This is a genomic window from Streptococcus sp. SP1, from assembly GCF_030440005.1.
Lineage (GTDB): Bacteria > Bacillota > Bacilli > Lactobacillales > Streptococcaceae > Streptococcus > Streptococcus parasanguinis.
This window is the reverse complement of the sequence record NZ_JAQFJJ010000020.1, coordinates 1-25,108: the sequence shown is the minus strand read 5'-3', so window position 1 is coordinate 25,108 and position 25,108 is coordinate 1. Positions and strand designations below refer to the sequence as shown.

The window sequence follows — 25,108 nt, the reverse complement described above, 5'->3', positions numbered from 1 at the left end:
TAAAAAGGAGCGAGTCAGCAGTCGGTCCTTACTTTTTTCGCTCCTCCTTTCCTTTTATTGTTTCTTCAGCTGCAAACAGCTATACTTCTTCTTTTTTAATCCATTCTGTCCGGATTTCTTGCGGTGCCAATAAACCTGTATGAACCGGATACGGTTGTTCCAGAAGATCGACAACCGTTTGTTGTCCTTCTGACACGCGCACATTTTCTTGGCTCATGTTGTAATAGCGAAGGATGTAACCTTCTTCATTTTCCGCTACCTTAAAGGCTGTTGGACAAACCTGAGGATGTGTCAAGGCTGTATGCTTGAGTAAGCTACCAGACGCTGCTACACTTCCTTCTTGTTTTTCAACTTGAAGGCTGGTCATCGGTGTCTGCAAAGCTTTCGCTCGGCGATAAGCGGAGAAGCGCCCCTGAGCTTGATGGCATTCTACTGCATATTCAACCTCAAAGTCCCGCAAACATTGTGCTTCTGGTGTTGGGAAATAGCCCCAGTCACCAAGTTCACCGGAAGCACGGAGAAGGGTTACAGCTATCGTATCGTCTCCAAGGATTTCGTATTCATGTAATCCTTTATTGGCCACTGTTACCCCTTTGACGTCATCATACAAGCTGACGAAGGCTTGTTGGTGTTGGGGATTTTCAGGATTTTCCCAAGAAGCAGCCGGTTTATTTGGCCGTGTGACCACCTCATAGATACTTTCAGAATCATTGCTTGGACGTGTATTGTGAGTCTTGACCAGGAGACGGATACGGTGATCCTTGGCAGTATTGGTGAAGCGCGTCTTGAAGCGAATTTGCGGATCATCTACAAAGATGGTCATCTCCGTTTCAAGAGGGATGGTTGTCAGCTCTTCTGAGCGACTTGCCTTGCGGTTCATAAACTCGATAATGCCTCTTTGCTCCGCATCCAATTGTTCATCCGCGCTGACCGGGATCGTCAAGTCATGCTTGAGCAAGATTTTGGCATAGCGAGCATTGTTTTCCAAAAACTCATAAGCTGTTAACTCCGCATAGATCGGCTCTGTTCCTTTTGGTTGGAAGTAGATATATTCATTTCCAATATCCCCACGATCTTCAAAGCGAAGGAAATCCTCATAAGCCTCATTGGTCGTTTTATCATAGAGGGTCAAGCCATCATCGATACTAAGGGTTACAAATGGCGTATCGATCACCCCATTTTGGAACAGACCATCATGATGAGGTGCTTTGCCTTCTAAGAGCTGGAAGGTTGTCCAAGACAAGGCTGCCAAATGAACTGGAACCGTCACGCGCACTTGACGCGCAATATAGGGTTGGCGGAATTTATCCTTAGGCAGGGTATAGCCAAAGCTTGCCCCCAAGTCTTCAATCTCTGCTTCTACAAGATGCCCATCTAAATCTTCTACGTGGTAGTCTGGCAAGCTCAAAGCGGCCATTTTCTTGAAGCCCTCTGTCGGGTGCAATTCCTTAAATGGACAAACTGCTACATCGACAATCGTGCTAACGGTATCCACCTTATTATGCAAGCCAGTATTGATGACCGTAAAGAGGTGCTCACTCTGGGCTTTTTGAGTTGCTAGTTTACCCTTCCATTCGTTCAGAAGGTTAGTCTTGACAAAGTTTCCGACTTGATTGACCTTGGCAAAACGAACTTCCATTTCACGGTGAACATCATCTACGCTACATCCACAAATACTATCGTGTGGCGCATTTTGTAAGAGTGTCTTCCAGGCATAGGTCAATTGATCCTTATGGTTATGCCCACCAGTAATGATGGTCAAAGGTTCCACCACTTGCTCTAGTAAGTTGCTGTTTTCTTGGAAGGCTTGCTTGAGATAAATCCGAGAGGAAGACGTATTTGCCAGTGTGTACCAACCATCGGTTTCCTGACTGGTCAATTCTCCAGTAACCGTAGATAATTGTTCAGGAAGCGCACTTTCCACTGCTTGCACATATTCATCAAAGGAGCTATGGATAAAGGTCACGTCAGGGAACAGTTCGTTGGCCACGCGAATAGCTTCACTCAAGTTTCGTTGAACCGGTTGGTGGTCGCAACCGTTCATCATCAACCATTGGTTGGTTGAGGCATAGTCGCGAACATCTGCCAATTTTTGTTTCCAGAAAGCCAAAGATTCATCTTTATCCACTGGAATTTCGTTCCCGTTACTGTACCAGTTGGCAAAGAGAATACCCAGCACACGGCTACCATCCGCCCCTTGCCAGTACATTTCAGAAAATTGAGAGGTAAATTGCTCATCTTCGAGGACTTGGTTGTCAAAGCCGATTGGTTTGACACCACGCCCAAAAGCTGCTACGTGAATGCCTGATTTTTGAAGGATTTGAGGAGCTTGTCCCATATTTCCAAAGGTATCCGGGAAATAACCAATCTGAGTAGATTTGCCCCATTTAGCGCATTCAGCCTGTCCGATCAAGGTATTGCGGACATTGGCTTCGCTGGAGATCAAGTAGTCATCCTGCAAGATGTAGAAGGGACCAATCTTGAGCTTGCCCTCGTCGATATAACGCTGCACCTTTTCACGGTTTTCAGGGCGAATTTCTAAATAGTCGTCAAGGACAATGGTTTGGCCATCCAAGTGGAAACTTTTGAACTCAGGATCATTTTCAAAAAGATCAAAGAGATTGTCAAACAGTTCCACCAATTGCATCCGGTGGCTTTCAAAAGGTAGATACCACTCACGATCCCAGTGGCTATGAGAGATGATATGTACAACAACATTTTCCATGAGTAAAACCTCATTCTAACTTAAATTTAAAGATCTATTTGTGATTCTTTACAAGAATCAGTGAAGCTAAAGCGTGCTCCTTATACTCAATGAAAATCAAAGAGCAAACTAGGAAGCTAGCCGCAGGCTGTACTTGAGTACGGCAAGGCGAAGCTGACGTGGTTTGAATTTGATTTTCGAAGAGTATTAGCGAATATCCAAGTAATCCAAGACTAATTCACAGAACATCATGTTGGCCCAAGAGAACCATTCACGCGAGTATTTAGTTGGATCATCTACATGGAAACTTTCGTGCATGACGCCCGTGCCTCCATCGCAGGCAACCAACTGGTCCAGCAACTGTTTTTTCTCAGCTTTATCTGTCGTTGTCAATCCTTGAATGGATAAAGCAATCGGCCAGATATAGCGGTAGAAGGTATGAGAACTACCTAGTCCACTTGCGTACTTCCCTTCATAGAAGTAGGGATTTTCAGGGCTCAAAATCGTCCGACGAGTAGCTTGGTAGACCTCATCGTCAATGGCGCAGTAGCCCAGATAAGGAGCTGCCAACAAGCTTGGCACGTTTGGATCATCCATGATGCTAGCATTTCCCAAACCGTCTACTTCAAAAGCATAGATCTTCTCGCCCTTGCTGTTAGTGGTGTAGGCGTAGTTTTCGATCCCTTCTTGAATCTCCGCTTGCAGGCGTTTGGCATCTGCAATGATGCTTTCACTATCGGCTAGATTCAAGTCTGCAAAGATTTCTTGCACATAACCCAAGACAACCACTGCGAACATATTGGACGGAATCAAGTAGCTATACTGACAGCAGTCATCACTTGGACGAAAGGCTGACCAGGTCATCCCTGTCACGGCGAAATCTGGCCCAAAGCCGTCATTCACCAGCGTGTCTTCCTTACGATCTGTATCCCGAACAAAGCGATAAGGGGAATTCTTGTGGTCTTGTTCCACTGTCCAGAGATGAAGGATTTCCTTGGTCGCTGTGACAAAGGTTTCATCAAATTGGCTAGTCTCACCAGTTTCCTTCCAAAGAAGATAAGCCAGTTGCAAGGGATAGCAAAGCGAATCCACTTCATACTTGCGCTCCCAAATCCAGCCATTCAAATCGGTATGGTCGGTCTCGTGGTGACCCTTCCAGTTCTCCTCAATATTAAAAGAGTTGGCATAAGGATCCTTGAGAATCAAGGTCATCTGACGTTTGACCAAACCAGCAATGGTCTGGCGCAATTGGGGATCTCTTTTAGCCACATGAAGATAAGGCCTCAATTGAGCCGTTGAGTCACGCAACCACATAGCTGGGATATCCCCTGTTAACACAAAGGTTGAACCGTCTTCTAAAATTTCAACTGTATTATCCAAAGTGTCTGTATAACAACGTTCAAAGACATCCACCCACTCAGGGTACTCCTTAGCTCGCTCAGCCACCTGATCCAACCATTCTCGCACAATTTCTTTTGAATAGGTCATTTATTTTCCTCACACGTATCGATTCTTTCCTATTCAGTATAAAAGATTTCAAATGGGAAATACATACGCAAACTATAGCCCTTTTTCTACAAAATTTTCCATTTGATAAAAACGCTATCATATTTGACAACACTTTGATACAATGAAGAAAATACCACCGCGTGTTCCAAGAAAAACAAAGATCATTTAACGTTGATGAAGAAAAAGGAGACAAGATGCGCACACATTGCCAGACCATCGATACCCGCTGGGGAAGCGATAATCATCCCCACTATTCCCGCGGAAATACCCTTCCTTATACCGGAGTCCCTTTTGGGATGAACTACTTCCTTCCCCAGACGACACATGAACAGGGGGCTTGGTTTTTCAACCCCAATCTCCCTATTTTTCAGGGATTTCGTCTCACTCACCAGCCTAGTCCTTGGATAGGAGACTACACTTGGTGCCTCATCACGCCCATCACAGGAGATATTGCAAGTTCCGACCTCTTCCGTCTCCAAAGCAGTTATTCGATGAAAGAAGCTATTTTCCAGCCCCACTACCTTCGAATTTTTTCGGAACGTTATCAGATTCAAAGCGAGCTGGTTCCAAGCTGCTACGGGGCTGTCATGCGCTTTCGAGCACCAGAAAAGCTGACACTCTGCTTTCATGCAGCAAAGGAACTAGAGGACTTGAGCCTTACAGACCAAACCTGCCACTTCCGCATTCTGGATCAGGCCCATACCTCAGATACTTCCTACTCTTTCTATCTCCAGTGGCAATTTAGCCAGCCGATCGAGAATGTCACTCACATCGATCAAGATCTTTTTCTTACCTTTTCTAGCAATGAAGTGACCGTCCAATTAGGAACTTCTTATCTGTCTCAAGACATGGCTCACAGCCATCTTCCCAACCTTTCCCTAGAGGAAGCTAAAAAAGAAGCAGCCGATCAATGGAATCAGCTACTAAAACGAATTGAAGTAAAAGATGCCGGAGGGCGTGACCAAGCCTTTTTCGATCATTGCCTTTACCGACTCCTCCTTTTCCCTCAAACCTTTTATGAAACAGATAGCACGGGAAATGACTGGCACCTGGATGTCACCCATAATGAAATCAAACCAGGAAAAGCTTATACCAATATCGGATTTTGGGACCTCTTTCGGACCTCTTTTCCGCTCTTTAACCTTGTCTACCCTGATTACTACCGTCACTTTCTCGAAGGATTTTTAAATACTTACCAGGATACTGGTTTTCTACCAAAATGGTTGGCCCCAGATGAACGAGGGATGATGCCAGGTACCCTCATCGATGGGGTCTTTGCGGATGCTGTCACCAAAGGGATCGCACCAGACCTACATGAAAACATGCTGACAGCTATGCTCCAGACGGCCCAAAAAACAGACCCCACTCAACATTTTGGTCGCCATGGCAATGAAAGCTACAAGGCCCTTGGCTACCTACCCGATGATTTTCACGAAAGTGTGAGCCATAGCCTAGATTATGCCTATAGTGATTTTTGCATTGCTACCGTTGCCAAGCAATTGGGGCATACAGAAACAGCCGCTCACTATGCTGCTTCCAGCCTCTCCTACCGAACATTGTATGATGCCCAAACAGGCTTTATGAGAGCACGATCCACCAATGGAACCTTTAAAGAACCCTTCTCTCCTACCAGCTGGGGAGGAGATTATGCAGAATGCTCTGCAACCCAGGCTACTTTTGGAGCCTTACACGATCTCTCCGGCCTGATAGAGCTAATGGGCGGTAAAAAAGCCTTCACCCAACGACTGCTGGATCTGGCCAATCAAAAACCTCAATTTGATGTAAGAGGATATGGCTATGAAATCCACGAAATGAGTGAAATGGCCCAAGCCCCATTTGGGCAGATTGCCATCTCCAATCAGCCGAGTTTTCACATTCCCTACCTCTTCCGTCACAGCCTTCATCCCGAATACACCAATCTCCTGATCCACCAGATCCGTTCCCAAGCTTTCCATCAAGATTTCCAAGCCTATCCAGGTGATGAGGACAATGGTAGTCTATCTGCTTGGTACCTCTGGTCAACCCTTGGGCTCTATCCAACCTGTCCAGGAAAACCAATCTATGATCTGGGCCTCCCTCTCTTTAAAGAAGTCCTTCTCCATCTTCCCAAGCAAGAGCTCAAAATTTGCGCCAACTCACATACTGCAGGCGCCTATTTCATCCAAAAAGCCCTATTAGATGGCAAAGAGAAACAAGAGGTTTCCCATCAAGATCTCCTTGAAGCCCAATTGCTCCAATTTGAGCTTTCTTGGCTCCCACCACATGCATAAGAAAAAGAGAGTGGGACAGAAATCGGTAATTCGTTAGAATTCGATTTCGTCGTCCCACCTCCGCACAGTTGAGTAGAGCTGTAAAAGCTGATGAAATCAGCGTAGTAGAGCCCACTCAACCACTGCGTCTTGCTTGACAATCCAAAAATAATTGAGAGGCTAGGACTTTTGTCCCAGCCTCTTTTTTCCATTATTCACCTCCTACATGATAGTAGATCGAACCTTGTTCCCCAAAACTAGCGATACCAACACCAGACCACAAACGGTTTTTAGAGGCATCTGATGTATCCTTAAAGACGACTTGTCCTTGATCATCGACCTGATCACCAATAGTTACTCCAGCAGGAATATACTCCAACAAGAAGCCCCCATCACGACCACCATAAATGCCTTCTGAGGCGGTTCCATAATCCGTCAAAGAAGCTCCATAGCCCTCTAACTCTTGTGAAACCAAACCTTTGTCGTTAAAGACCAGCTTATTTCCTTTATCATCTTGCCAGACACCAGCAATACTGCTGTAATCTCCATTGGCAATCGCTTCAAGATCCATTTTCTTCACTTCTTTTTTCTCTTCTTTTTTTTCTTTCTCCTTCACTTCCGAACTAGACGCATCCGTCTTTTTGACCTCAGAAGAGGTCGTCGTTTGACTAGAGGAGGCGGTTGATTTTTTGCTCGCTCCCTGTTGCGAACAAGCTATCAACAGGACCACACTGAGAAGACTCACAAGAATTGTACCAACTTTTTTCATTTAAAATTCCTCATACATTTTTTAGTTTAAAGCCCTTTCATTGTAACGTATTTTCAAGCATTTGACAAGCTTCACTCCTCATTTTTAGTCAAAAAGAGACCGGGATAATCAGTCCTAGTCTCTCTTTTGATACAGCTCTTAATGAGCCAGCATTTCCTGTGCCACTTCTAAACCAGATAAGTTCGAAGGATAATAAGTTGGCCAATTTTCTAACTCATCATAAAGCGCCTCTTGACTCTTTCCTCCATGGAAAATGTGGAAGTGAGCTGCCTTTACCGGAGTAATTTCATGGTCACTAAATTGAACATATTTGAAGTCTCCCGCATCGCTCTCCCTGGCTTCAAAGAGATAACGAACACCACGATTCCCCTTCTTATAAGTCAAAATGTGCTTACCTACGTATTTATAGGTATATTTCTTAGAAGATCCTTTTTGATAAAACTCCATTGAATCCTTATCAATCTTAATCCGATCAATATCTGTTTGGTAACCCTTGGTATAATATTCCTTATACTCAGCAGCCGTCATGGTTGGATTTAATTTTGCCTTATAATCAAAGACCTGATCCAAAGTTCCATCTTGCAAGTATGGATAAACTGATTTCCAATCGCCCGCATAATTTGCTAAGCTACGATCCTTCACTTGACTATCCTCGAAATAGCCCTTTTGAACCGTCTTAGAATCTTCCTCATGTTCCGGTTGAATATCCTTACCAGCTTGTGACGTTGTTTTCTCTAGCGCCTTCAGATTCTCCTTCATAACAGACACGTAGTCTTCGCCATCTTTCATTTCTTGATCCGTCAGGCTTTCCAAAGGATTTAAGACAGCCAACTCAACACCAGCTTCAGAAGACAAGGTTTTCGCCAAGGACTTAGAAGCATTTTCCTCAAAGTAAATCACCTTAATCTCATTTTTCTTGATATACTCTGTCAATTCACGCAATCGTGCAGCAGAAGGCTCACTATCAGGCGAAATCCCTGAAATGGCCACCTGGTTCAAGCCATAATCCAAGGCCAAGTAACGGAAAGCCGCGTGTTGGGTCACGAAATTCTTTTGTTTCGCATCTTTCAACCCATCCTGATAAGCTTGATCCAAGGCCTGTAATTTCTTCAGATAGGCTTGGGCATTTTTCTCAAACGTCTTTTTCTTATCTGGATAAGCTGCGACCAACTGATCACGAATCGACTCTACCATCTTCATGGCACGATGGGGAGAGAGCCAAAGGTGAGGATCATATTCATGATGGTGTTCTTCGCCCCCTTCGTGTTCATGTTCCTCTTCCAATCCAGGAAGCAAGACCATGCCCTTGGTGGCATCGATCACTTTAGTTTTCTTATCCTTCATTGATTTCAAAAGATTTGGAACCCACGTTTCCATGTTTTCATTCTCATAGACGAAAACATCCGAATCTTGAATCATAGCCCGCCCCTTAGCAGACAATTCATATTCATGAGGCTCTGATCCCGCTCCAATGAGCAGGTCTACCGTTCCTTCATCTCCGACAATATTTTTTGTAAAATCATAAACAGGATAGAAAGTGGTCATCACTTTTAATTTCCCATTTTGACTCTGACTTTTGCCACAAGCTGTCAAAACAAGTGTTAAAGCCACTAACAATAACCAACCAAATTTTTTAAAGTTCATATCTACTTCCTCAAACGTGATCCAAGATTCACAAGCAAGAACAAGGCCACAAATAAAAGCGTGATGCTGGCACTCGCCGGTGTATCTGCAATATAAGACAAAATCAACCCACTAAACATCCCGATAAAACCAATGATGACCGCAATCAGCATGACCCCACGGAAGTTCTTCCCTAATTTCAGCGCAATACTAGCCGGTAAGACCATGATGGTTGAAACCAATAACGATCCTGCTGCAGGAATCATTAAAGCGATAGCAACCCCCGTTACCACATTAAATAAGATAGACATGATCCGGACCGGAAGGCCATCTACGAAGGCCGTATCTTCATCAAAAGTCAAAATATACATAGGCCGCAAGAATAAGGCCGTTAACACTAATACAACGAAAGCAATCACAAATAAGGCGATCACCTGTTCATCCGTAATGGTTAGGGTAGAACCAAACAAATACTGATCCAAACTCATCGAGCTCTTCCCACCACCACGCATCAGTACTAAAGCTAGGGCAAGACCAGTGGACATTAAAATTGCCGTTCCGATCTCCATAAAGTCCTTAAATAAGGTCCGCAGATACTCAAGAAAGACCGCAGCTATAATGACAATGATCATAGTCGAGAGCGTTGGAGAGATTCCAAGGAAAAGCCCAAAAGCGACACCCGCAAGAGAAACGTGACTCAGCGTATCACTCATCAGACTCTGCCGTCTTAAAATTAAGAAAATCCCTAATACAGGAGAAAAAAGACTCATGGCAACCATAGCCAACAAGGCCCGTTGCATAAAATCATACTGGAATAAATCAAGCATGGTCACCCTCCCCTTCATTATCATGGACGTTAAAACATCTCCAAGGAGAGCTCTGGTCGCGAACCAAATGAATATTCCGATCCGCAAACTGGTTAACCTCTTCAGGATCATGCGTAATCATCAAAACAGATTTTTGATGGTGATGCGCACTGTGATGCATTAACTCATAAAAATCACTCTTTGTCGTCGCATCCATCCCTGTTGTCGGTTCATCTAAAACAAAGATATCCGGATCTGAAGCAAACATCCGAGCAATAACAGCCCGTTGTTTCTGACCACCAGACAAAGAACCAATCGCCCGATCCTTGAACTCCAGCATTCCAACAGATTCTAAACTCTTCAGAATATGTTTTTCATCGTGCTCATTCAACTTTCGAAACCAGCCTTTACGAGGATACCGACCTGACTTCACAAATTCATAGACCGTACTTGGAAATCCAGCATTAAAACTAGCAATCTGTTGTGGCAAATAAGCAATCCTTAACTTCTTTCCCTTAACATTCGTCTTTGAAATCTCAACTGTCCCGACCTTGGGCTGTAAAATCCCAAGACTAGCCTTAATCAAGGTTGACTTAGCAGCCCCATTCTCACCAGTCAGCGTAACAAACTCTCCACTATCTAAGTAGTAATTGATCCCTTCCAGAACCGGTTCTCGATCATAATAGAACGATAAATTTGAAACCGTAATATACCTCAAACTATAACTCCTCTTCCAATAAATCTAAAAACCGCGAAATGACCCCTTGCTCATTCTTAGTAAACTTCGACAAAACATCCTCATAAGTGTGAAGGGTATGCTGATGGTGGTGCTGATGCTCTAATGCAATCGGCTTACCAATTTCAGTTAAGCGATAATAGAGAACCCGAGCATCATTTTCATCTCGATAAGTCTCCAGCATCCCCTGACTTAATAAGGGCTTCACGGCCTTCGTGATAGCAGCCTGACTGACATTCAATTTCTTAGCTAAGACAGAATTGGTTAGAGCTTCATCAGCAACTAACATCAAAATATGTTCCTGAGTGTTGGTTAATGAAACACCACTTGTACAAGAACCAACTAAAATTTCATGTTGATTCTCAGATAATAATAAAATAGAATTTAAAAATCGATCGATTTTATTTGCAACTTCAGACAAAATAAACTCCTTCTAATTCACTAGCAGAAACTTTACCGGTTAATTATATCACAAAAAAGATAAAATTAAAACAAAAAAAGAGTAAAACTTCTTTATAATCTCTAGAGACATCCAGGGCGAACCGGCACATCCTAATGGACACTGAAGTTTTAGTTCCATGAATACATTTTTTGAAACTTATAACCTAGATTTAATAAGGTTTTGGAACTTTTGAACCTCGTAAAATAGACTCATTTTTCAAATTTCTGTAACTTTTTAGTAACTCTGTTGTATCAAAAACTTTTTACATATGCTACTATCTTCGTTATAGGTAACTTTAATTCTCATTTATTAAGTATACCTAAGTTTTATGTTTAAATTTTGTATAGAATAGCTGTACCTCTTAATAAAGTTATGATTGCGCTTTCAAATAAACCTCATTTATGTTACTATTATGGAAATAGAAAAAATTCTTAGTTCACTAAAGACCTTTATCCGAGATCCAGAGGAAATAGAAATTTTATCCATTAAAAATACGTTTCATAAGTTACTTACTTGATATTAACAGAATTCCAATATTGTATAATTAAATCAAATATGACGCTGGGACCAGGAGGATTTATTATGGTTAATAATCTAGCTGTTGAAGTCACAAATCTTTCAAAAGAATTTTTACTAGGACAAGATAAAACTATCTCTATTTTGAAAAATGTTTCTTTATCTGTCAATTATGGGGAATTTGTATCAATCCTTGGTGTCAGTGGTTCTGGAAAGTCTACTTTATTAAGTTGTTTATCAAGTTTATCTGAACCGACAAGTGGTGAAGTTGTTATCAATGGTGTGAATCCATACACTTTAAAAGAAGGGAAACTTGCTAAATTTAGAAGGCAAGATATTGCGATTATTTTTCAAAATTATAATCTGGTACCCGCTCTACCTGTTCTAGAAAATGTTACACTTCCTCTGAGACTTTCAGGAAAGAGTGTTGATAGCAATAAAGTAAAAAAAATGTTGGATAGTTTGAATTTTAAAGCAGAACTATCATCATTAGTTTCTACCTTATCAGGTGGAGAACAGCAAAAAGTGGCTATTTCTCGTGCAATAATAGCTGATAGTAAAATTATTTTTGCTGATGAGCCAACAGGAGCTCTGGACAGCGTCTCAAGAAAACTTATTTTTGAAACACTTCGTAATTTAGCGAGTCAAGGAAAATGTGTTTTTATGGTCACTCATGATATTGAGTTGGCTTCAAAAACTGACAGAGCACTCATTTTAAAAGACGGAAAAATATCTCAACAAATTATTAAACCTTCAGCTGATGAGCTCTACCAAGCACTTGAAAGTAGTAAAGATTAATTTGAGGAGGATTTATTATGCTAAAATTAATCATTTACCAATTTCAGTACTCAAAAAGACAATGGTTAGGAACAATACCATTACTATTTGTATCTAGCCTAATTGTTGGAACATCTTTATTTGGTATCGCTAGTGCAATAAAGACTGCTAATATTAACGCTTCACAACTTTTTCAAATGCTAATATTTTTTGGAGGGACTACTCTATTTTTTCTTATTTCAAATAATATAAGACTGTTAATAGATATCTTTAAAAAGGATTACCAATTATGGGCTATATTAGGTGCAAGCAGAACTCAGCTGTCTTTACTTGTATCTGGACAGTTCTATTTAATGGCAGTGATTGTTAGTAGTATTGGTACAATACTTTCATTTATCGTGGCAGATAGTTACTACAAATTTTTACAAAATTTATTAGGAAGAAATGAGTTACCTGATTTGGTTATTACAGCCAACATTCAATCAATTTTATTGAGTGTTTTTATAGTCCCAACAATTGTCGGGATAGGGGCTTACTTTTATTCAAGTCGAATACTTAAACTAGCATCAATATTAAAACCAAAAAAGAAAAAGAGAAAAGTTAAAGTAACTGGTTTTGTTAACATATCTGTTATTTTATTCCTATGGTTACTATGTATAGGTTTTATTGTTTCAGCAGGTTTTATTAGAAACAAAGAAATAATTGCAACACAGTCAAGCATAATATTATTTTTATTAATTATTCACATCCTTATTATTCAATCACTATCCCCATCAATTCAAATGTTTCTAATAAAATTTTTAATGAGGATATTTCCAACTGAAAATTATGTAATCAATACAGGCTTTTGGAATCTACTATCCAATCCTAGCTATTTGAAAAGTATACAAACTTCAATGAGCATGGGAGTAACTCTCATTTCTGGGTTTATTCTTTACACCCAAAATATGTATTCATTCATGAATACAGCAAACGGTGTACAAGAAGCAAGAGCTTCCTTTATTGCTTATTTGTCTGCTCCAATTATTCTGATTATTACTAGTTCTATTTCTCTTACAATTTTATCTTCTAATAAAGATATTGAGGACATTAAACAGTTAAAGACACTAGGAGTGTCAAGATTACAACTTTTTAAAATACGTATAGCCGAGGCAATAATACATTCAGTGTTAATTTTATTAGTATCAGTAGTTTTCAATTTAATTATTTTAATTTTAGTTAGCTTTATTGGCCAACTTTTAGGCCGTAGTTTAGTAAATATATCAGGTTTCTGGCAACCGAGTCTTATAGTTATTTCTTTGTTAGTTATTTTTTATAGTATTACAAAGGGATTTTATTTATTTCAAGATAGATAAATTGGAATAGTTACTGATTCAAAAAGAACACACTTATTGACATTGAAACAAAAGCAATACTAAAACGAAAAAGACAAGGATAAAACACCTTGTCTTTTTTAAAATACTAACAACTTAGACTAACAATGGGACTTTTTTCATAATTTAGCACCTTTTTAGTAACCCGTTAAAGACACGGACTCATACCCCAGATAAAGAAAATTCAAATTAGATTACGTCTATCTACTTACTTACCTTTTATTTGCTTTAAGTCTTTTATCTCTTTTAGAATACTAAAAATATAGAAACTAAATAGAACTATACCTAAAAAAGATAAAACAAAGAAACCAGACGTAAGTTTTTCGCCTCTAACAGCTAGTACTCCAAGGGAAAAAATACCGATAGCCATTATGGAAATTATGAGGATAAACCACAAGTAAATCATGTAAAACTTATAAAGATAGCAAAAGGACTTATTTTTTTGTTTAGGCTTATCCTTCCAGTTTAAATAAAAGAAATAAGGTATATAAATAATTAAAATAAATAGAAATTCCATTTCTAGCACAACCTCTCATCTTATCTCCCTTAATCAAATACATGATTTATAGCATATTAAAACTTTTTATTTAAGCAAACTAATGACAAAATCTAAATGCAAAATCATCGATTAATCAATTCCTCAATTTCCTTTACCCCTTCAAACTCTCCAACACTTTCGAAAAGTTCTATAGCTCGTTTGAAATGTCTATTGGATAATTCCGTATCTTTCAAGGCTAAATAGATTTCCCCTAACCCTCTATAGCTACAAGCTTGAGAAATCACATCATCTGTCTCTAAAGATTGTTCCAATGACAGATTCATGAATATAAGAGCTTCATCAAGGTTGTTTAATTTAAATCTCACATAGCCTTGTTCGTAGTTATTCACAGCTTTCTTTAGATTATCATTTGGAAAATGCTCTTCAACTATCTTCTCTTCATCTTCAATGAGTTTTAAAGCCTTATGAAAATCACCCTGATCTCTGTAGATCATAGCTAATTGATGTAATCCAATGTGTTCATTTTCTTTATCTTCATTTTGTTGAGCTAATAAAATGTATTTCTCAAAGATATGGGTACACGAGGCATAGTCTTTTTCTGCCAATAATAAATACCCCATCAGATTTAAAAGGCTAAAATCTGTACAGGTATCAATAAAAAAATCTTGTTCAACTAACTTTTTAGCTTCTAATATATTTCCTTCTCGGAACAAGTCCCAAGCTACATCGATTTTAGAGACCATCTATTTCCCCCTTCAACTATAAACAACCTTCGTAAAATAAAATCACTCAACAAGAAGATGCTAAATACTACCTTTACAGATTTAATCCACTAAACCAAAGTATAGCAAAAAGCCCAAATAACTACTATTTGGGCAAAATGTTACTTAGTTTCTTTTTAAACGAGCAATGAGTAACTTAATAAGATAAGCTAGAACTACAAGTGCTACTACGCGTGATAATAGATAGAAAATAGAATAAACAAAATAGATTTGCATGTCTGACACCTCCCAAATAAAAGAGATAAACCATCTTGCCCTCAAAATTATTGTACTCTCGTTCGAAAGCGATGTCAAGAATTGTGACAAATAGTATTAACATCTAGAATGAAGTTAAAGCCTATAAAAAGCAAAATAAAGCGATCTGTTCCATTTTGAAATCCTTTAACGATTGTAAAATATATTCTATTTTAAAAGTTGTACGTGAGAAGGTATCAATTTAGATAATGTCAAAGCAAGAGATAAATATAATTAGTATACATAAATACAATATTTTTTACATTTTTTATTATACTTTTATTAGAATAATTGGTAAAATCTTAATTAACAAAAATTATGGTCTATCTAATATTCCAATTACCTTACAACACATGCTGATTGAATAGGATTAGATAACCGAAGTAATGTTGAAACGAATGGAGGGGGCTAATATTAAGAATTTAATAAGTGATCAAATGTCTAATAGACAAATCATCAAAGACTTTATTAGTAGTTTTATTAGTTCTTTAAGTGGAAAAGCTTTTAATTTCTCTTTAGGATTAATGTTACTGGACCAAACAAAATCGGCTATGAGTTTTGGAATCAATATGATCATCTATCCTTTCGTTAGTTTGATTTTCTTGGTCCCAATCGGTAATTTAGTAGACCACTATCATCATAAAAAGATCTTAATTTATAATTTTATCTTTAGGCTTATAATCTTTCTTCTGTTTTATGCTTTATATTTTTTAACGAATTCGTCTACTATCTTATACCTCGTAATCCCGTTTGTCGTACTCCACTCTATTACAGTCAACATCAATGATACTTGTTATTCGGCCTCTATCCACGAGTTAGTAAATGATAAAAAAATTCAACGATTAAGTTCTGTTACACAAACCGCCATTGCTATCGCAACCATGCTTTCCCCAGCTATTGGAGTCATTCTTTATAATTGGTTAGGCTTCTCAGGCTTTATTCTTATAGAAATCATTGCAAATCTCCTTTCTTTAGGCGTCTTACTTACCATGAAATTCTTCTATGAACACGAAGAGCAAGAGTCTAAGATTAAACAGAATGAAAGGCAACAACACGGGGTCAAAGAAATTATCCAATTCTTAAAAGAAAATCAGATTGTCAAATATATTATTCTTGTTAGTGTTGTACTGAATTTTTTCTATACTTCCATTAGCATTGGAGTACCATTTGTAGTCAAAGAGCAACTCTTATTAGATAATGCAACAGTAGGTATCCTAGAAACTATGTCTGCGGTTGGAATGTTATTAGCCAGTGTGTCTATGTCACTATTGCCAGACAAAAAAGAAAATAACATACTTCTCTCTAATAGAATTCGCATTCCACTTTTTCTTCTAACCATCGCTATCGTTGGTTTGGGAATTACATTTGAAACTAGTAACACCCAAGTGATTATTTCTTCCGTTGGCGGTTTATTTATGGGAATTATCGCATTCACTCTTGTTATTCTAAATATTGTTGTCATGACCTATCTTCAAAGTAGTATTGAAACAAATTATTTAGGAAGAGTAATGAGTACTTTGTTGACACTAAATACATCTATCATGCCAATAGGTACCATTGTATTTACTTATCTATTTCAAAAAGAAATAAACGGAGGTCTGATATTCATATTTGGAGGAATTTCTCTCCTGCTCTATACGATGATAATGTTACCTCGAATCTATAGAATACTCCAAAAAGAACATACTTATTGAAAATGAAATAAAAAGTAATTCGAAAACAAAAAAGACAAGATTGAAAAATCTTGTCTTTTAATCTATACCGGCGGCCGGGGTCGAACCGGCACGTCCTTGCGGACACTGGATTTTGAGTTCCATAACTCCATTATTTAAATCTTACAACCCTGATTTAATAGGGTTTTAAGCCTTTTGAATCTTGCAAAATAGACTCATTTTTCAAATTTTAGTAACTTTTTGGTAACACTCCATACCTTATCGTTCTAAGAGCATCATCAGAGAATAGACGATATGTCCCAACAGGTTATATTCATCCAGAGGTATTCAAGACACTTGTACAATTAACAGTTAATGTAATCATTTTATTTTCTCCTTTAATTAGGGTAAGTGTTTTTTATTATTTTAACAAAAATAACTCTTTAGCCCAAGAATTTGATAATTCATTTTCTAACAAAACTTTTTCTTGCCATATACCAGAATATTTTAAACCACAATCTTTAGCAGAATTTTTATGATTCCCATTTATATTTTCAGGCATAAGCGCTGGTATCTCTTTCCATACACTTCTTGATTTACCATTCATTGTTAATACTCTGTCATCGTGAAAATTAAAAGTTCCATATCCTTTTTCTTGAGGTAAAAATGATAAGTTCTCACTTGGGATATAAAGCATATTTGATTGCAAATTACTCATATGGTCGCAAGAATGAGGATGAAATGGATACATATTTTGCAGAGATTCTTTATCATTCATCATATTACCAATTTGCAAATAACCATAAATGATATTTAGATCCGGGGCATCTTTTTTAAAATGCAATGTTCCGTTGTAAATATCTCCTTCGGTTTGTCTAAACCATCCGAAAAATAGAAAAAGATCCCCGATAGAAACATTTTGATTTCTTAATAATCCCTGTGAGCTTTTAATTTGACCAAATGCTGCTCTCCAGTTAGAAACAGGAGTATTCCTAAGATTTTCTCTTATATCTGGATCAAGATGACAATTATAATGATTTGTTTTATCTTCTTTCCCTTTTAGTTGTCTTAAGATATCTGAAAATAATACTCCGTTATAGTTTAAGTCGTCAAAAGAGATACTATCAAACTTGGCAGGTATTGGCAATGAAAGTAGCGTCCCATCAGGTAATATAGGACTCGGAATGGAACCATTGGATGAATCAAATCCCTTTCTTGATAAAATTATTTTCACAATTCTTTTCCTCGTATAAAGAATGGATGATAGGGCAAATCCATTACTTTGTTTTGTGAACCTAGTATAGTTTCAGCAAATTCCATTAATTCTAACACATCAGTAAATCTCTCTTCCGAATTATAAAATCCATTTTTAGCATTCCATCTTGGGAATGGTTTCCCATTCATTCTTGCTCGTTCTCCCATCGGAAAAAAGTCTAAAATTTCTTTAGGAATTTCAAGTGGAGACTTACCAAAATAATTAAAACGGTCTGCAAGAATCACTATTTCATTCATAAAACTTGATTGGTTTAATCCATTCTTTTCAATCAGCCATTGATAAGTATAAGCATCTCTTCTATTATTAGATTTTGGAGATAGTAAATATTCTTTCATTGTTAAAATTTCACTAATTTTAGCAACAAAAATTAGATGATTATATTTTGGAGTGATAAACATCCCTTGATCATCTCTCCATTTTTTCCCATCATTTGAATGCCCTGCTACAGCCATTATGTAAGCATCTACCGACTTAGAGTTTATTTTATCCGCCCAGTTCTTTTTAATATTCCTTCTTAACTGAAGCATACACCCTCCTTCGGTAAGAAGATTGGGAGTTGTATCATAATTTTCTGTAAAAACACAAGGATTGATACCATAATCATGAGTCATTCTATAGCAGTAAAAAATGGTTTGTTTGTCCACTCTTTTTATCTCCTTCTCTCTAAATTTAATAAAGTTTTAGAATCTTTTACTTTCTTTTTCCTAATAAATTCTCTGAATCGTATATAAAGATTGATAGTAATTCACCTTTCTTAGTTGACTTACTCCCTAGGTCCTTTCTCATCTCATTCATCACTTCTTCAACAGCATTCAGTAATTCTTTAGGTTCTAGTTGTTTATTACCTTCTAAAGACTTTTGTCTAAAATCATTCCACTTTTTAACTACCTTGGGTGAGCCCCAAAGTGATAGTTTGCTATTGAAATCATTGATATCCTTAATCATGTCTTCATTAGAATATACAAAATCACCTTTTCCACTTAGAGAAACTTTGTGAATCACTGTAAATAAGTCGGAGTATGGTCCCTCTCTTTTAGTAGCTAAATATTCCCTTTTTTTATTCCTTTGTTCTGAATATCTCGAATAAAATGAATTTAATAGGGTAATTGAACCTGTTATTAATGCTACTAATACTACAACATCCACACTTGAAGTCATATTTTGTAAGTACGTAACGATACCTTGAATAAAAGTCGGAACATTATCATACAAGTATAGTGCTATATAATAAATATCAACCATTAGAAAAAGGATAAGGCAATAATTCCATTTTTTATTTTTTAGGGTATTGTTGCCAATATAATTAGCCAATATAATTGTTAATATAAAACAAATCCAAAATAACATATTACTCTCTCGCTTTAATATTATCTACACTGTCAATTTCATATCTACATTTTTTAAGATAAAGTAAACTAATAACAAAATCTAAATGTAAAATCATTCAACAAAAATATACTAATCTTTACCTATTGAGACTTAATCTTATAAACCATCAATCTGCATTAAAATAATCAGAAACCTCTTTAAAGAGAGTCTGTAATATTTCTTGCTCCTCTTCATCTAAATTGTTTTCAGAGACTAGCTCATCCAAATACTTAGGTAGAGTAGAATGGTTTTTAATTCCATTCATGACAATTGCAAATTTCAGATCATCTAGTTCAGTTTTATTAAACCCTTTTAGCTTCTTCAAATCAATTCTAGTGATTGGATGTGGGACAACATCTAGAGTACTGTAAATGGTTTTTCCTAATAAGTAATCTGTCGTGGTATCAAATAATTTTGCTAATTTGACAACGGCTTCTAAACTAGGCTCTAAAGTTCCATTTTCCCAACGAGAATAAGTACCTTGTTGTACATCGATCATCTCGGAAACTTGTACCTGAGTTAATTTCTTACTCTTTCTCAGTTCCTTAAGACGATCTCCAAAAGAATTATTATTAAACATTGTTTCCTCTTTAATATTCGATTCTGTATATTTTGTCTTGACAAAATATTCTAAACGGTATAAAATAGAATTATTCCATAAGGAATATTTATTTTGAGATTGAATATTCCATTGAGAATATTATAGCATAAAAGGAGGTAAAAGCGTATGTAACTAGTAGTCGATTTAAAAAATTTTAATAAAGGAGGTAGGATTCGACAAAATAAAAAAATCTTGAAACAAATGTGCCGTTCGTTCCAAGATCAAAACATATTATGTAACAATTATACCACAGAAAACTCTTCAGTTGCACAAGAAATTTTCGGAGGTTTCACAAAAAGATGACCAATAAAGAGTTAGTCAATCAAATTTCTGGCCTAAACTCTACCTCTACTCTTAAAAACTGGATTCAACTGATTAAAAAGATAAGTGGCAAGGAATTTAAGAAAATTAAAGTTCCTATCAGTAGAAATCCCAGAACTCATCAATTAAGTTATACAGTTGCCTATGACTTTACAGACGAAGACCTTAGACAATTTCAAAAGTTAGCTAACCTAAAACTTGAAATAGGTCTCAAAAAGGCTATACAAGCCGTATTTGGGAGTCTACCAGACAATGAGCAAGAATCCCTAAACCAAGTAATAGATGAGCTCTACGATGAACTGAGCGCCTTAAAACAGGAATTTAAGCGAGAAATACGACTGATACAAATTGAGAATACCAACCTAAAAAAGAGAATCCAAGATATTGAAGAGTCGATGCAAACCGGCTTACTAGGGTTTGTTAACAAGAGGTCAAAAAATAGGTTCGGCTAATAGCGAGTTTTCGGCTGAGCCAGGAGGCAGAAAGCCGAAAATGAGCGTAGATGCGGACGGACCATTTTTGACCGATAGGGTGTGTAGTAACACCACCCTCTGCAAGTTAGGTGTACCATCGAAAAAATTCAGTATTACCAAGGGTTTTGGAGATTTTAAGGGTGGCAAAATTAGGCAAAAAGTTGAATCAAAATCTATGGCAAAAAATGAGCATTTACGTTCTGTATTTGACTGGATTCAAATTCAGTTTGATAAGACTGAATTTTCGCCAAAAGAAATAATCGAAGATATCCTATTTCTTGACTTTGACCTATTTATTGAGAATAAGGGGAGCCTTAAATACTATAACTATGATAGCCAGCTTCATTATGGGAATATCCGTATCTACTATGGATCGAAAGAGTCGTCCTACATGCTTGTCATGTCAGGACAGGCACTAGAGTTCTATAGAGATATGGTATTAGATCCAAATAGTCTCTCCGAAAGACAGTTTCTGAACAACCTCTACTACAATTACATTCATTTTTCAGTAAGACGAATTGATATTGCAATAGATGATTTTAATGAAACACCCTATTTCACTCCTAATCAACTTCTAAAGATTTGTCAGAAGAAACGCTTTCTATATGGAAAAAGCACCTACTACAATACCTACGGAGATGAAACGATCGGTCAGACCTTATATTTAAGAAAACCCAATGATGATGAAAGACTTAGAATTTACGATAAGCGCTTAGAACAAGCTGAAAAGCTCGGGATCAGCAAGCGGTATATAGAAAATTGGATAAGAACTGAGTTAGAACTTAGGAAAGCAAAAGCTCACTACTTCATTCAAGAATGGTTGCATTCAGAAATAGATCTTCTTAACTTTACCAAGGGATACCTCAAAGAAAAAGTGAGGTTCTATAGTGATAGTCACTTCTCAAAACCTTTGAGATCTTGGGAAAAGTTTTTAGGTCACTCAAAACCTGTCTCTATCATTATTTCAAAACCAAAGACAGAACTAGAACAAAAATTAGAATGGTTTACCTATAAAGGTTCTGGAGCTATTCTAAAAGCGTATAAATTTCTATACGACAATTACTTACTGCATGAGTATGAGAAATCTAACTATCTCGCACTCAACAATATGGAATATCCACCAGATTTAGCAAGTGGATTAATAGAAAGGGCAATTCTCTTTAAAAGAGAAGATTTAATCCCTACAATCAAAGAAAATATCAAAAGGAGAAATTAAATATGGCAAAAATGCTCTCACAAAATGACTGGAATTTCAATAACATTGGAACAAAATTTGAATTGGATGAAGTCATTCCAAAATTTGAAACGGAAGTCCGAGCAGATGCAAACGGAGAAATTATCAAAAACCGAGATGGTAGCGAAAGACGTTTTAATACCGATAAAATCATTGGTTGGAAATACAATGTAACGATCAAGGATGGACAATTCAAAAAGAAATCAACCCAAGTCTCAGTAGACAATCCAGAAGCTTTAGTCGATAATGACTATATCCAAGCAATGGATCAAGTACCAGTTACATTTGACAATTTACAAGCTACTATGATTAGTTCAACGATGTATTACAAGGCGGATGCTATCCATTTAGTAGATGTAAAACAAAAATAAGTATAAGACAAGGGGAGTTAATCCTCCCCGTACTTAATCTAATTAGAAAAGGAGAGCACATGATTAAAACTGTAACAAAAGATGACCTTATCGAACTTGGATTTGCTCCAGGAACTGCAAGAAAGATTATCCATACTGGCAAATTACTATTAGTGAATCGTGGTTTTAATATCTACGATAACAAACGGATTGGTACAATTCCAGCCAGTGTCGCTGAAGAACTACTAGGAATTGAACTCCAGAAAGAAGCATAATGAATGACTATTCGTAAAACTAAAAGTGGTAAATGGACTGTTGATGTTTCTAACGGTTTCCACCCAGTCACACAAAAAAGAATACGTATTATTCGTAAAGGATTAAAATCTAAAAAGGAAGCCCTAGAACTTGAACAACATATTAGAGTTGTAGAATTAAAAGAAAAACAATTTGACTTTGTAGTAACAACGGATATGTTATTCGACTTACTTGAAGAAGATGATTTGAAAAATGGCAGAAAAGTAAGCTACACAAGTACACAAAGAAATAATTATGAGCGTCATATTAAGCCATATTTTAAAAATACAAATTTAAATAAATTAACGTATGACCATATATTCGAATTTCGTGAATACCTAAAAACAAAACCTAAAAAACAAAATGAAAATGAAGTTTTAAGCTATAATACAATTAATAAGGTTCTGATTCTACTTAAAAAAATTTTTGATACTGGTATAAGAAAATCACTCATTGATAAAAATCCAGTTAAGAATCTGAGAAAATTACCAATTAGGAAGCCTGATATTAAATTTTGGAGTATAGAAGAATTCACGAGATTTAGAGGACTTATTCGAGATGATGAAATAAGTTATGACCTGTTTTTCGTAATTGCTTTCTTTACTGGAATGAGAATGGGAGAAATCCTCGCATTGAACTGGAATGATATAAATCTTTTAACAAATACGATTTACGTTACCAAAACGGTATACTTTGTTAATAATACAAGCTACATTAATACAACAAAAACACGATCAGGAACTAGAAATATAACAATAAATCAGAAATTAGCAGAAATGCTAATAGATTGGAAAGTAAAACAAAAAGAAAAACTTGAGGAATTTACGAAAAATACTGAAGAACTTCAAATAATACAGAGTACACCAATATCAATTACAAAAAATATGATTGATAAGAAGTTTAAGCAAATACTAGAAAGGGATAAAGATTTAAAGAAAATAAGAATTCATGATTTAAGACACTCTCATGCATCATTACTTATAAATCAAGGAGAAGATTATCTTGTTGTCAAAGAAAGATTAGGACACGCATCTATTACAACAACAATTGATACTTATTCTCATTTGTACCCTAGCAAACAGAAAACATTGGCTAATAAACTTGATGATTTATTTTAAAATGGAAAAAATTGGTAACTCAACAAAAACAGAGAAAAAAAGACAAGGTCCGAAAACCTTGTCTTTTTTACTATACCGGCGGCCGGGGTCGAACCGGCACGTCCTTGCGGACACTGGATTTTGAGTCCAGCGCGTCTGCCAATTCCGCCACGCCGGCATAAATTAAACTGGGGTAGCTGGATTCGAACCAACGCATGAGGGAGTCAAAGTCCCTTGCCTTACCGCTTGGCTATACCCCAATAATACAAATAATAAATAGGCGAGTGATGGGGATCGAACCCACGCATGCCAGAGCCACAATCTGGTGTGTTAACCACTTCACCACACCCGCCATAATTATTAACACGGGCAGTAGGAATTGAACCCACACTGAAGGTTTTGGAGACCTTAGTTCTACCTTTAAACTATGCCCGTAAAGGATGGAAGGGGAGGGATTCGAACCCCCGAACCCGAAGGAGCGGATTTACAGTCCGCCGCGTTTAGCCTCTTCGCTACCCTTCCGAATTATTGAATTGATGGCGCGAGACGGAATCGAACCGCCGACACATGGAGCTTCAATCCATTGCTCTACCAACTGAGCTACCGAGCCAAATTGCGGGAGCAGGATTTGAACCTACGACCTTCGGGTTATGAGCCCGACGAGCTACCGAGCTGCTCCATCCCGCGTTAATTAAAAAGGAGGATGTGGGATTCGAACCCACGCACGCTTTTACACGCCTGACGGTTTTCAAGACCGTTCCCTTCAGCCGGACTTGGGTAATCCTCCAAAAATATAGTCCGTACGGGATTCGAACCCGTGTTACCGCCGTGAAAAGGCGGTGTCTTAACCCCTTGACCAACGGACCATACTATTAATGGGCACGAGTGGACTCGAACCACCGACCTCACGCTTATCAGGCGTGCGCTCTAACCACCTGAGCTACGCGCCCAAGTTAAACAACTTGGTAAAAAATGAACAATTGTTCAAAGCGGGTGACGAGAATCGAACTCGCGACAACAGCTTGGAAGGCTGTAGTTTTACCACTAAACTACACCCGCTTAAATGGGAGTTAACGGGATCGAACCGCTGACCCTCTGCTTGTAAGGCAGATGCTCTCCCAGCTGAGCTAAACTCCCAAATGAGCCTAGATCATCTAGGCTCAATCTCTTGCTAAGCGACTTCCTTATCTCACAGGGGGCAACCCCCAACTACTTCCGGCGTTCTAGGGCTTAACTGCTGTGTTCGGCATGGGTACAGGTGTATCTCCTAGGCTATCGTCACTTAACTCTGAATGGTTAAACATTCAAAATTGAATATCTATATTCTAACAAACTAAACCTAACTTTGTCAATATCTTCTGACTCTTTGGATAAGTCCTCGAGCTATTAGTATTAGTCCGCTCCATTGCTCACACAACTTCCA

The 25,108-nt window shown here is 37.6% G+C and carries 21 protein-coding genes, 12 tRNA genes and 1 rRNA gene; 9 read left to right on the top strand and 25 right to left on the bottom strand.

Translation table 11 applies throughout. The features are described 5' to 3' along the window. Positions 1–79 precede the first annotated feature (79 nt). Together PCY07_RS09415 and PCY07_RS09410 are read right to left on the bottom strand one after the other, a co-directional pair. On the bottom strand, positions 80–2,725 hold the full coding sequence (locus PCY07_RS09415; protein ID WP_301356555.1) for an alpha-mannosidase: 2,646 nt from the start codon (positions 2,723–2,725) through the stop codon (positions 80–82). A gap of 186 nt (positions 2,726–2,911) precedes the next feature. After that, a complete protein-coding gene (locus PCY07_RS09410; RefSeq protein ID WP_301356556.1) occupies positions 2,912–4,192 on the bottom strand; it encodes a glycoside hydrolase family 125 protein in 1,281 nt (426 codons plus the stop codon). 215 nt (positions 4,193–4,407) lie between these two features. On the opposite strand from PCY07_RS09410, the gene PCY07_RS09405 reads away from it, so the two are divergent. Continuing rightward, positions 4,408–6,483 carry a GH92 family glycosyl hydrolase gene (locus PCY07_RS09405; RefSeq protein WP_301356557.1) on the top strand — a complete coding sequence of 692 codons (2,076 nt, stop codon included), beginning with the start codon at positions 4,408–4,410 and terminating at the stop codon, positions 6,481–6,483. 190 nt (positions 6,484–6,673) lie between these two features. Here PCY07_RS09405 and PCY07_RS09400 read toward each other — a convergent pair whose 3' ends face one another. From PCY07_RS09400 to PCY07_RS09380, 5 genes are all read right to left on the bottom strand, one after another. Further along, positions 6,674–7,231: a DUF6287 domain-containing protein gene (locus PCY07_RS09400; protein ID WP_301356558.1), complete on the bottom strand. Its 558-nt coding sequence runs from the start codon at positions 7,229–7,231 to the stop codon at positions 6,674–6,676. A 138-nt stretch (positions 7,232–7,369) separates the two neighbouring features. Continuing rightward, positions 7,370–8,875, bottom strand: coding sequence for a zinc ABC transporter substrate-binding protein AdcA (locus tag PCY07_RS09395; RefSeq protein WP_301356559.1), 1,506 nt, complete (start codon positions 8,873–8,875; stop codon positions 7,370–7,372). 2 nt (positions 8,876–8,877) lie between these two features. Further along, positions 8,878–9,681, bottom strand: coding sequence for a metal ABC transporter permease (locus PCY07_RS09390; protein ID WP_301356560.1), 804 nt, complete (start codon positions 9,679–9,681; stop codon positions 8,878–8,880). Beyond that, positions 9,674–10,378, bottom strand: coding sequence for a metal ABC transporter ATP-binding protein (locus tag PCY07_RS09385; RefSeq protein ID WP_049489137.1), 705 nt, complete (start codon positions 10,376–10,378; stop codon positions 9,674–9,676). Before PCY07_RS09385 ends, PCY07_RS09390 begins: the two co-directional genes overlap by 8 nt. Before the next feature lies 1 nt (position 10,379). Further along, positions 10,380–10,817, bottom strand: coding sequence for a zinc-dependent MarR family transcriptional regulator (locus PCY07_RS09380; RefSeq protein WP_003004547.1), 438 nt, complete (start codon positions 10,815–10,817; stop codon positions 10,380–10,382). Positions 10,818–11,420: 603 nt separating this feature from the next. Here PCY07_RS09380 and PCY07_RS09375 point away from each other — a divergent pair. Together PCY07_RS09375 and PCY07_RS09370 are read left to right on the top strand one after the other, a co-directional pair. Further along, positions 11,421–12,152 (top strand): ABC transporter ATP-binding protein, encoded by a 732-nt coding sequence (locus PCY07_RS09375; RefSeq protein ID WP_301356561.1) that lies wholly within the window; start codon positions 11,421–11,423, stop codon positions 12,150–12,152. 17 nt (positions 12,153–12,169) lie between these two features. Continuing rightward, positions 12,170–13,486 carry a beta-carotene 15,15'-monooxygenase gene (locus tag PCY07_RS09370; protein WP_301356562.1) on the top strand — a complete coding sequence of 439 codons (1,317 nt, stop codon included), beginning with the start codon at positions 12,170–12,172 and terminating at the stop codon, positions 13,484–13,486. A 639-nt stretch (positions 13,487–14,125) separates the two neighbouring features. On the opposite strand, the gene PCY07_RS09365 is transcribed toward PCY07_RS09370, so the two are convergent. Further along, positions 14,126–14,746 carry a tetratricopeptide repeat protein gene (locus tag PCY07_RS09365; protein WP_301356563.1) on the bottom strand — a complete coding sequence of 207 codons (621 nt, stop codon included), beginning with the start codon at positions 14,744–14,746 and terminating at the stop codon, positions 14,126–14,128. Between the two features lie 710 nt (positions 14,747–15,456). Between PCY07_RS09365 and PCY07_RS09360 the strand changes: the two genes are divergently transcribed. Continuing rightward, a complete protein-coding gene (locus PCY07_RS09360; RefSeq protein ID WP_301356564.1) occupies positions 15,457–16,713 on the top strand; it encodes an MFS transporter in 1,257 nt (418 codons plus the stop codon). A 379-nt stretch (positions 16,714–17,092) separates the two neighbouring features. On the opposite strand, the gene PCY07_RS09355 is transcribed toward PCY07_RS09360, so the two are convergent. The 4 genes from PCY07_RS09355 to PCY07_RS09340 form a co-directional block, all read right to left on the bottom strand. Then, positions 17,093–17,905, bottom strand: a complete 813-nt coding sequence (locus PCY07_RS09355; protein ID WP_004182153.1) for a hypothetical protein — start codon at positions 17,903–17,905, stop codon at positions 17,093–17,095. Continuing rightward, complete coding sequence (locus PCY07_RS09350; protein WP_004182165.1) at positions 17,902–18,591, bottom strand: hypothetical protein; 690 nt, start codon at positions 18,589–18,591, stop codon at positions 17,902–17,904. The genes PCY07_RS09355 and PCY07_RS09350 overlap by 4 nt, the downstream gene beginning before the upstream one ends. A 46-nt stretch (positions 18,592–18,637) precedes the next feature. After that, positions 18,638–19,294, bottom strand: coding sequence for a hypothetical protein (locus PCY07_RS09345; RefSeq protein WP_008536212.1), 657 nt, complete (start codon positions 19,292–19,294; stop codon positions 18,638–18,640). 148 nt (positions 19,295–19,442) lie between these two features. Beyond that, positions 19,443–19,895 carry a helix-turn-helix domain-containing protein gene (locus PCY07_RS09340; RefSeq protein WP_004182172.1) on the bottom strand — a complete coding sequence of 151 codons (453 nt, stop codon included), beginning with the start codon at positions 19,893–19,895 and terminating at the stop codon, positions 19,443–19,445. Between the two features lie 320 nt (positions 19,896–20,215). On the opposite strand from PCY07_RS09340, the gene PCY07_RS09335 reads away from it, so the two are divergent. Genes PCY07_RS09335 through PCY07_RS09315 form a run of 5 tightly spaced genes read left to right on the top strand, consistent with a single transcriptional unit; the run spans position 20,216 to position 23,706 of the window. Continuing rightward, positions 20,216–20,689: a hypothetical protein gene (locus tag PCY07_RS09335; RefSeq protein WP_301356565.1), complete on the top strand. Its 474-nt coding sequence runs from the start codon at positions 20,216–20,218 to the stop codon at positions 20,687–20,689. A gap of 40 nt (positions 20,690–20,729) precedes the next feature. Beyond that, positions 20,730–21,926, top strand: a complete 1,197-nt coding sequence (locus PCY07_RS09330; protein WP_301356566.1) for a replication initiation factor domain-containing protein — start codon at positions 20,730–20,732, stop codon at positions 21,924–21,926. A 2-nt stretch (positions 21,927–21,928) separates the two neighbouring features. Beyond that, complete coding sequence (locus PCY07_RS09325; RefSeq protein ID WP_001096844.1) at positions 21,929–22,315, top strand: hypothetical protein; 387 nt, start codon at positions 21,929–21,931, stop codon at positions 22,313–22,315. Positions 22,316–22,374: 59 nt separating this feature from the next. Beyond that, the gene (locus PCY07_RS09320; protein WP_000598356.1) at positions 22,375–22,569 is read left to right on the top strand and encodes a DUF3173 domain-containing protein; all 195 of its coding nucleotides are present in this window, start codon (positions 22,375–22,377) and stop codon (positions 22,567–22,569) included. Positions 22,570–22,572: 3 nt separating this feature from the next. Then, complete coding sequence (locus tag PCY07_RS09315) at positions 22,573–23,706, top strand: site-specific integrase (RefSeq protein ID WP_004182166.1); 1,134 nt, start codon at positions 22,573–22,575, stop codon at positions 23,704–23,706. 73 nt (positions 23,707–23,779) lie between these two features. Here PCY07_RS09315 and PCY07_RS09310 read toward each other — a convergent pair. The 13 genes from PCY07_RS09310 to rrf form a co-directional block, all read right to left on the bottom strand. After that, a tRNA-Leu gene (locus tag PCY07_RS09310) sits at positions 23,780–23,863 on the bottom strand. A 10-nt stretch (positions 23,864–23,873) separates the two neighbouring features. Continuing rightward, a tRNA-Gln gene (locus PCY07_RS09305) sits at positions 23,874–23,945 on the bottom strand. A 19-nt stretch (positions 23,946–23,964) separates the two neighbouring features. Beyond that, positions 23,965–24,037, bottom strand: a tRNA-His gene (locus PCY07_RS09300). Between the two features lie 12 nt (positions 24,038–24,049). Further along, a tRNA-Trp gene (locus tag PCY07_RS09295) sits at positions 24,050–24,120 on the bottom strand. 6 nt (positions 24,121–24,126) lie between these two features. Further along, positions 24,127–24,207 (bottom strand) — tRNA-Tyr (locus tag PCY07_RS09290). A 15-nt stretch (positions 24,208–24,222) separates the two neighbouring features. Further along, positions 24,223–24,295: transfer RNA gene (locus PCY07_RS09285), tRNA-Phe, on the bottom strand. A 3-nt stretch (positions 24,296–24,298) separates the two neighbouring features. After that, positions 24,299–24,372, bottom strand: a tRNA-Met gene (locus PCY07_RS09280). A 10-nt stretch (positions 24,373–24,382) separates the two neighbouring features. Then, a tRNA-Ser gene (locus PCY07_RS09275) sits at positions 24,383–24,472 on the bottom strand. A gap of 7 nt (positions 24,473–24,479) precedes the next feature. Next, positions 24,480–24,551, bottom strand: a tRNA-Glu gene (locus tag PCY07_RS09270). Positions 24,552–24,561: 10 nt separating this feature from the next. Continuing rightward, positions 24,562–24,635 (bottom strand) — tRNA-Ile (locus PCY07_RS09265). A gap of 38 nt (positions 24,636–24,673) precedes the next feature. Continuing rightward, positions 24,674–24,744: transfer RNA gene (locus PCY07_RS09260), tRNA-Gly, on the bottom strand. A 5-nt stretch (positions 24,745–24,749) separates the two neighbouring features. Next, positions 24,750–24,822, bottom strand: a tRNA-Val gene (locus PCY07_RS09255). A gap of 33 nt (positions 24,823–24,855) precedes the next feature. Continuing rightward, a 5S ribosomal RNA gene (rrf, locus tag PCY07_RS09250) occupies positions 24,856–24,971 on the bottom strand. Between the last annotated feature and the right edge of the window lie 137 nt (positions 24,972–25,108).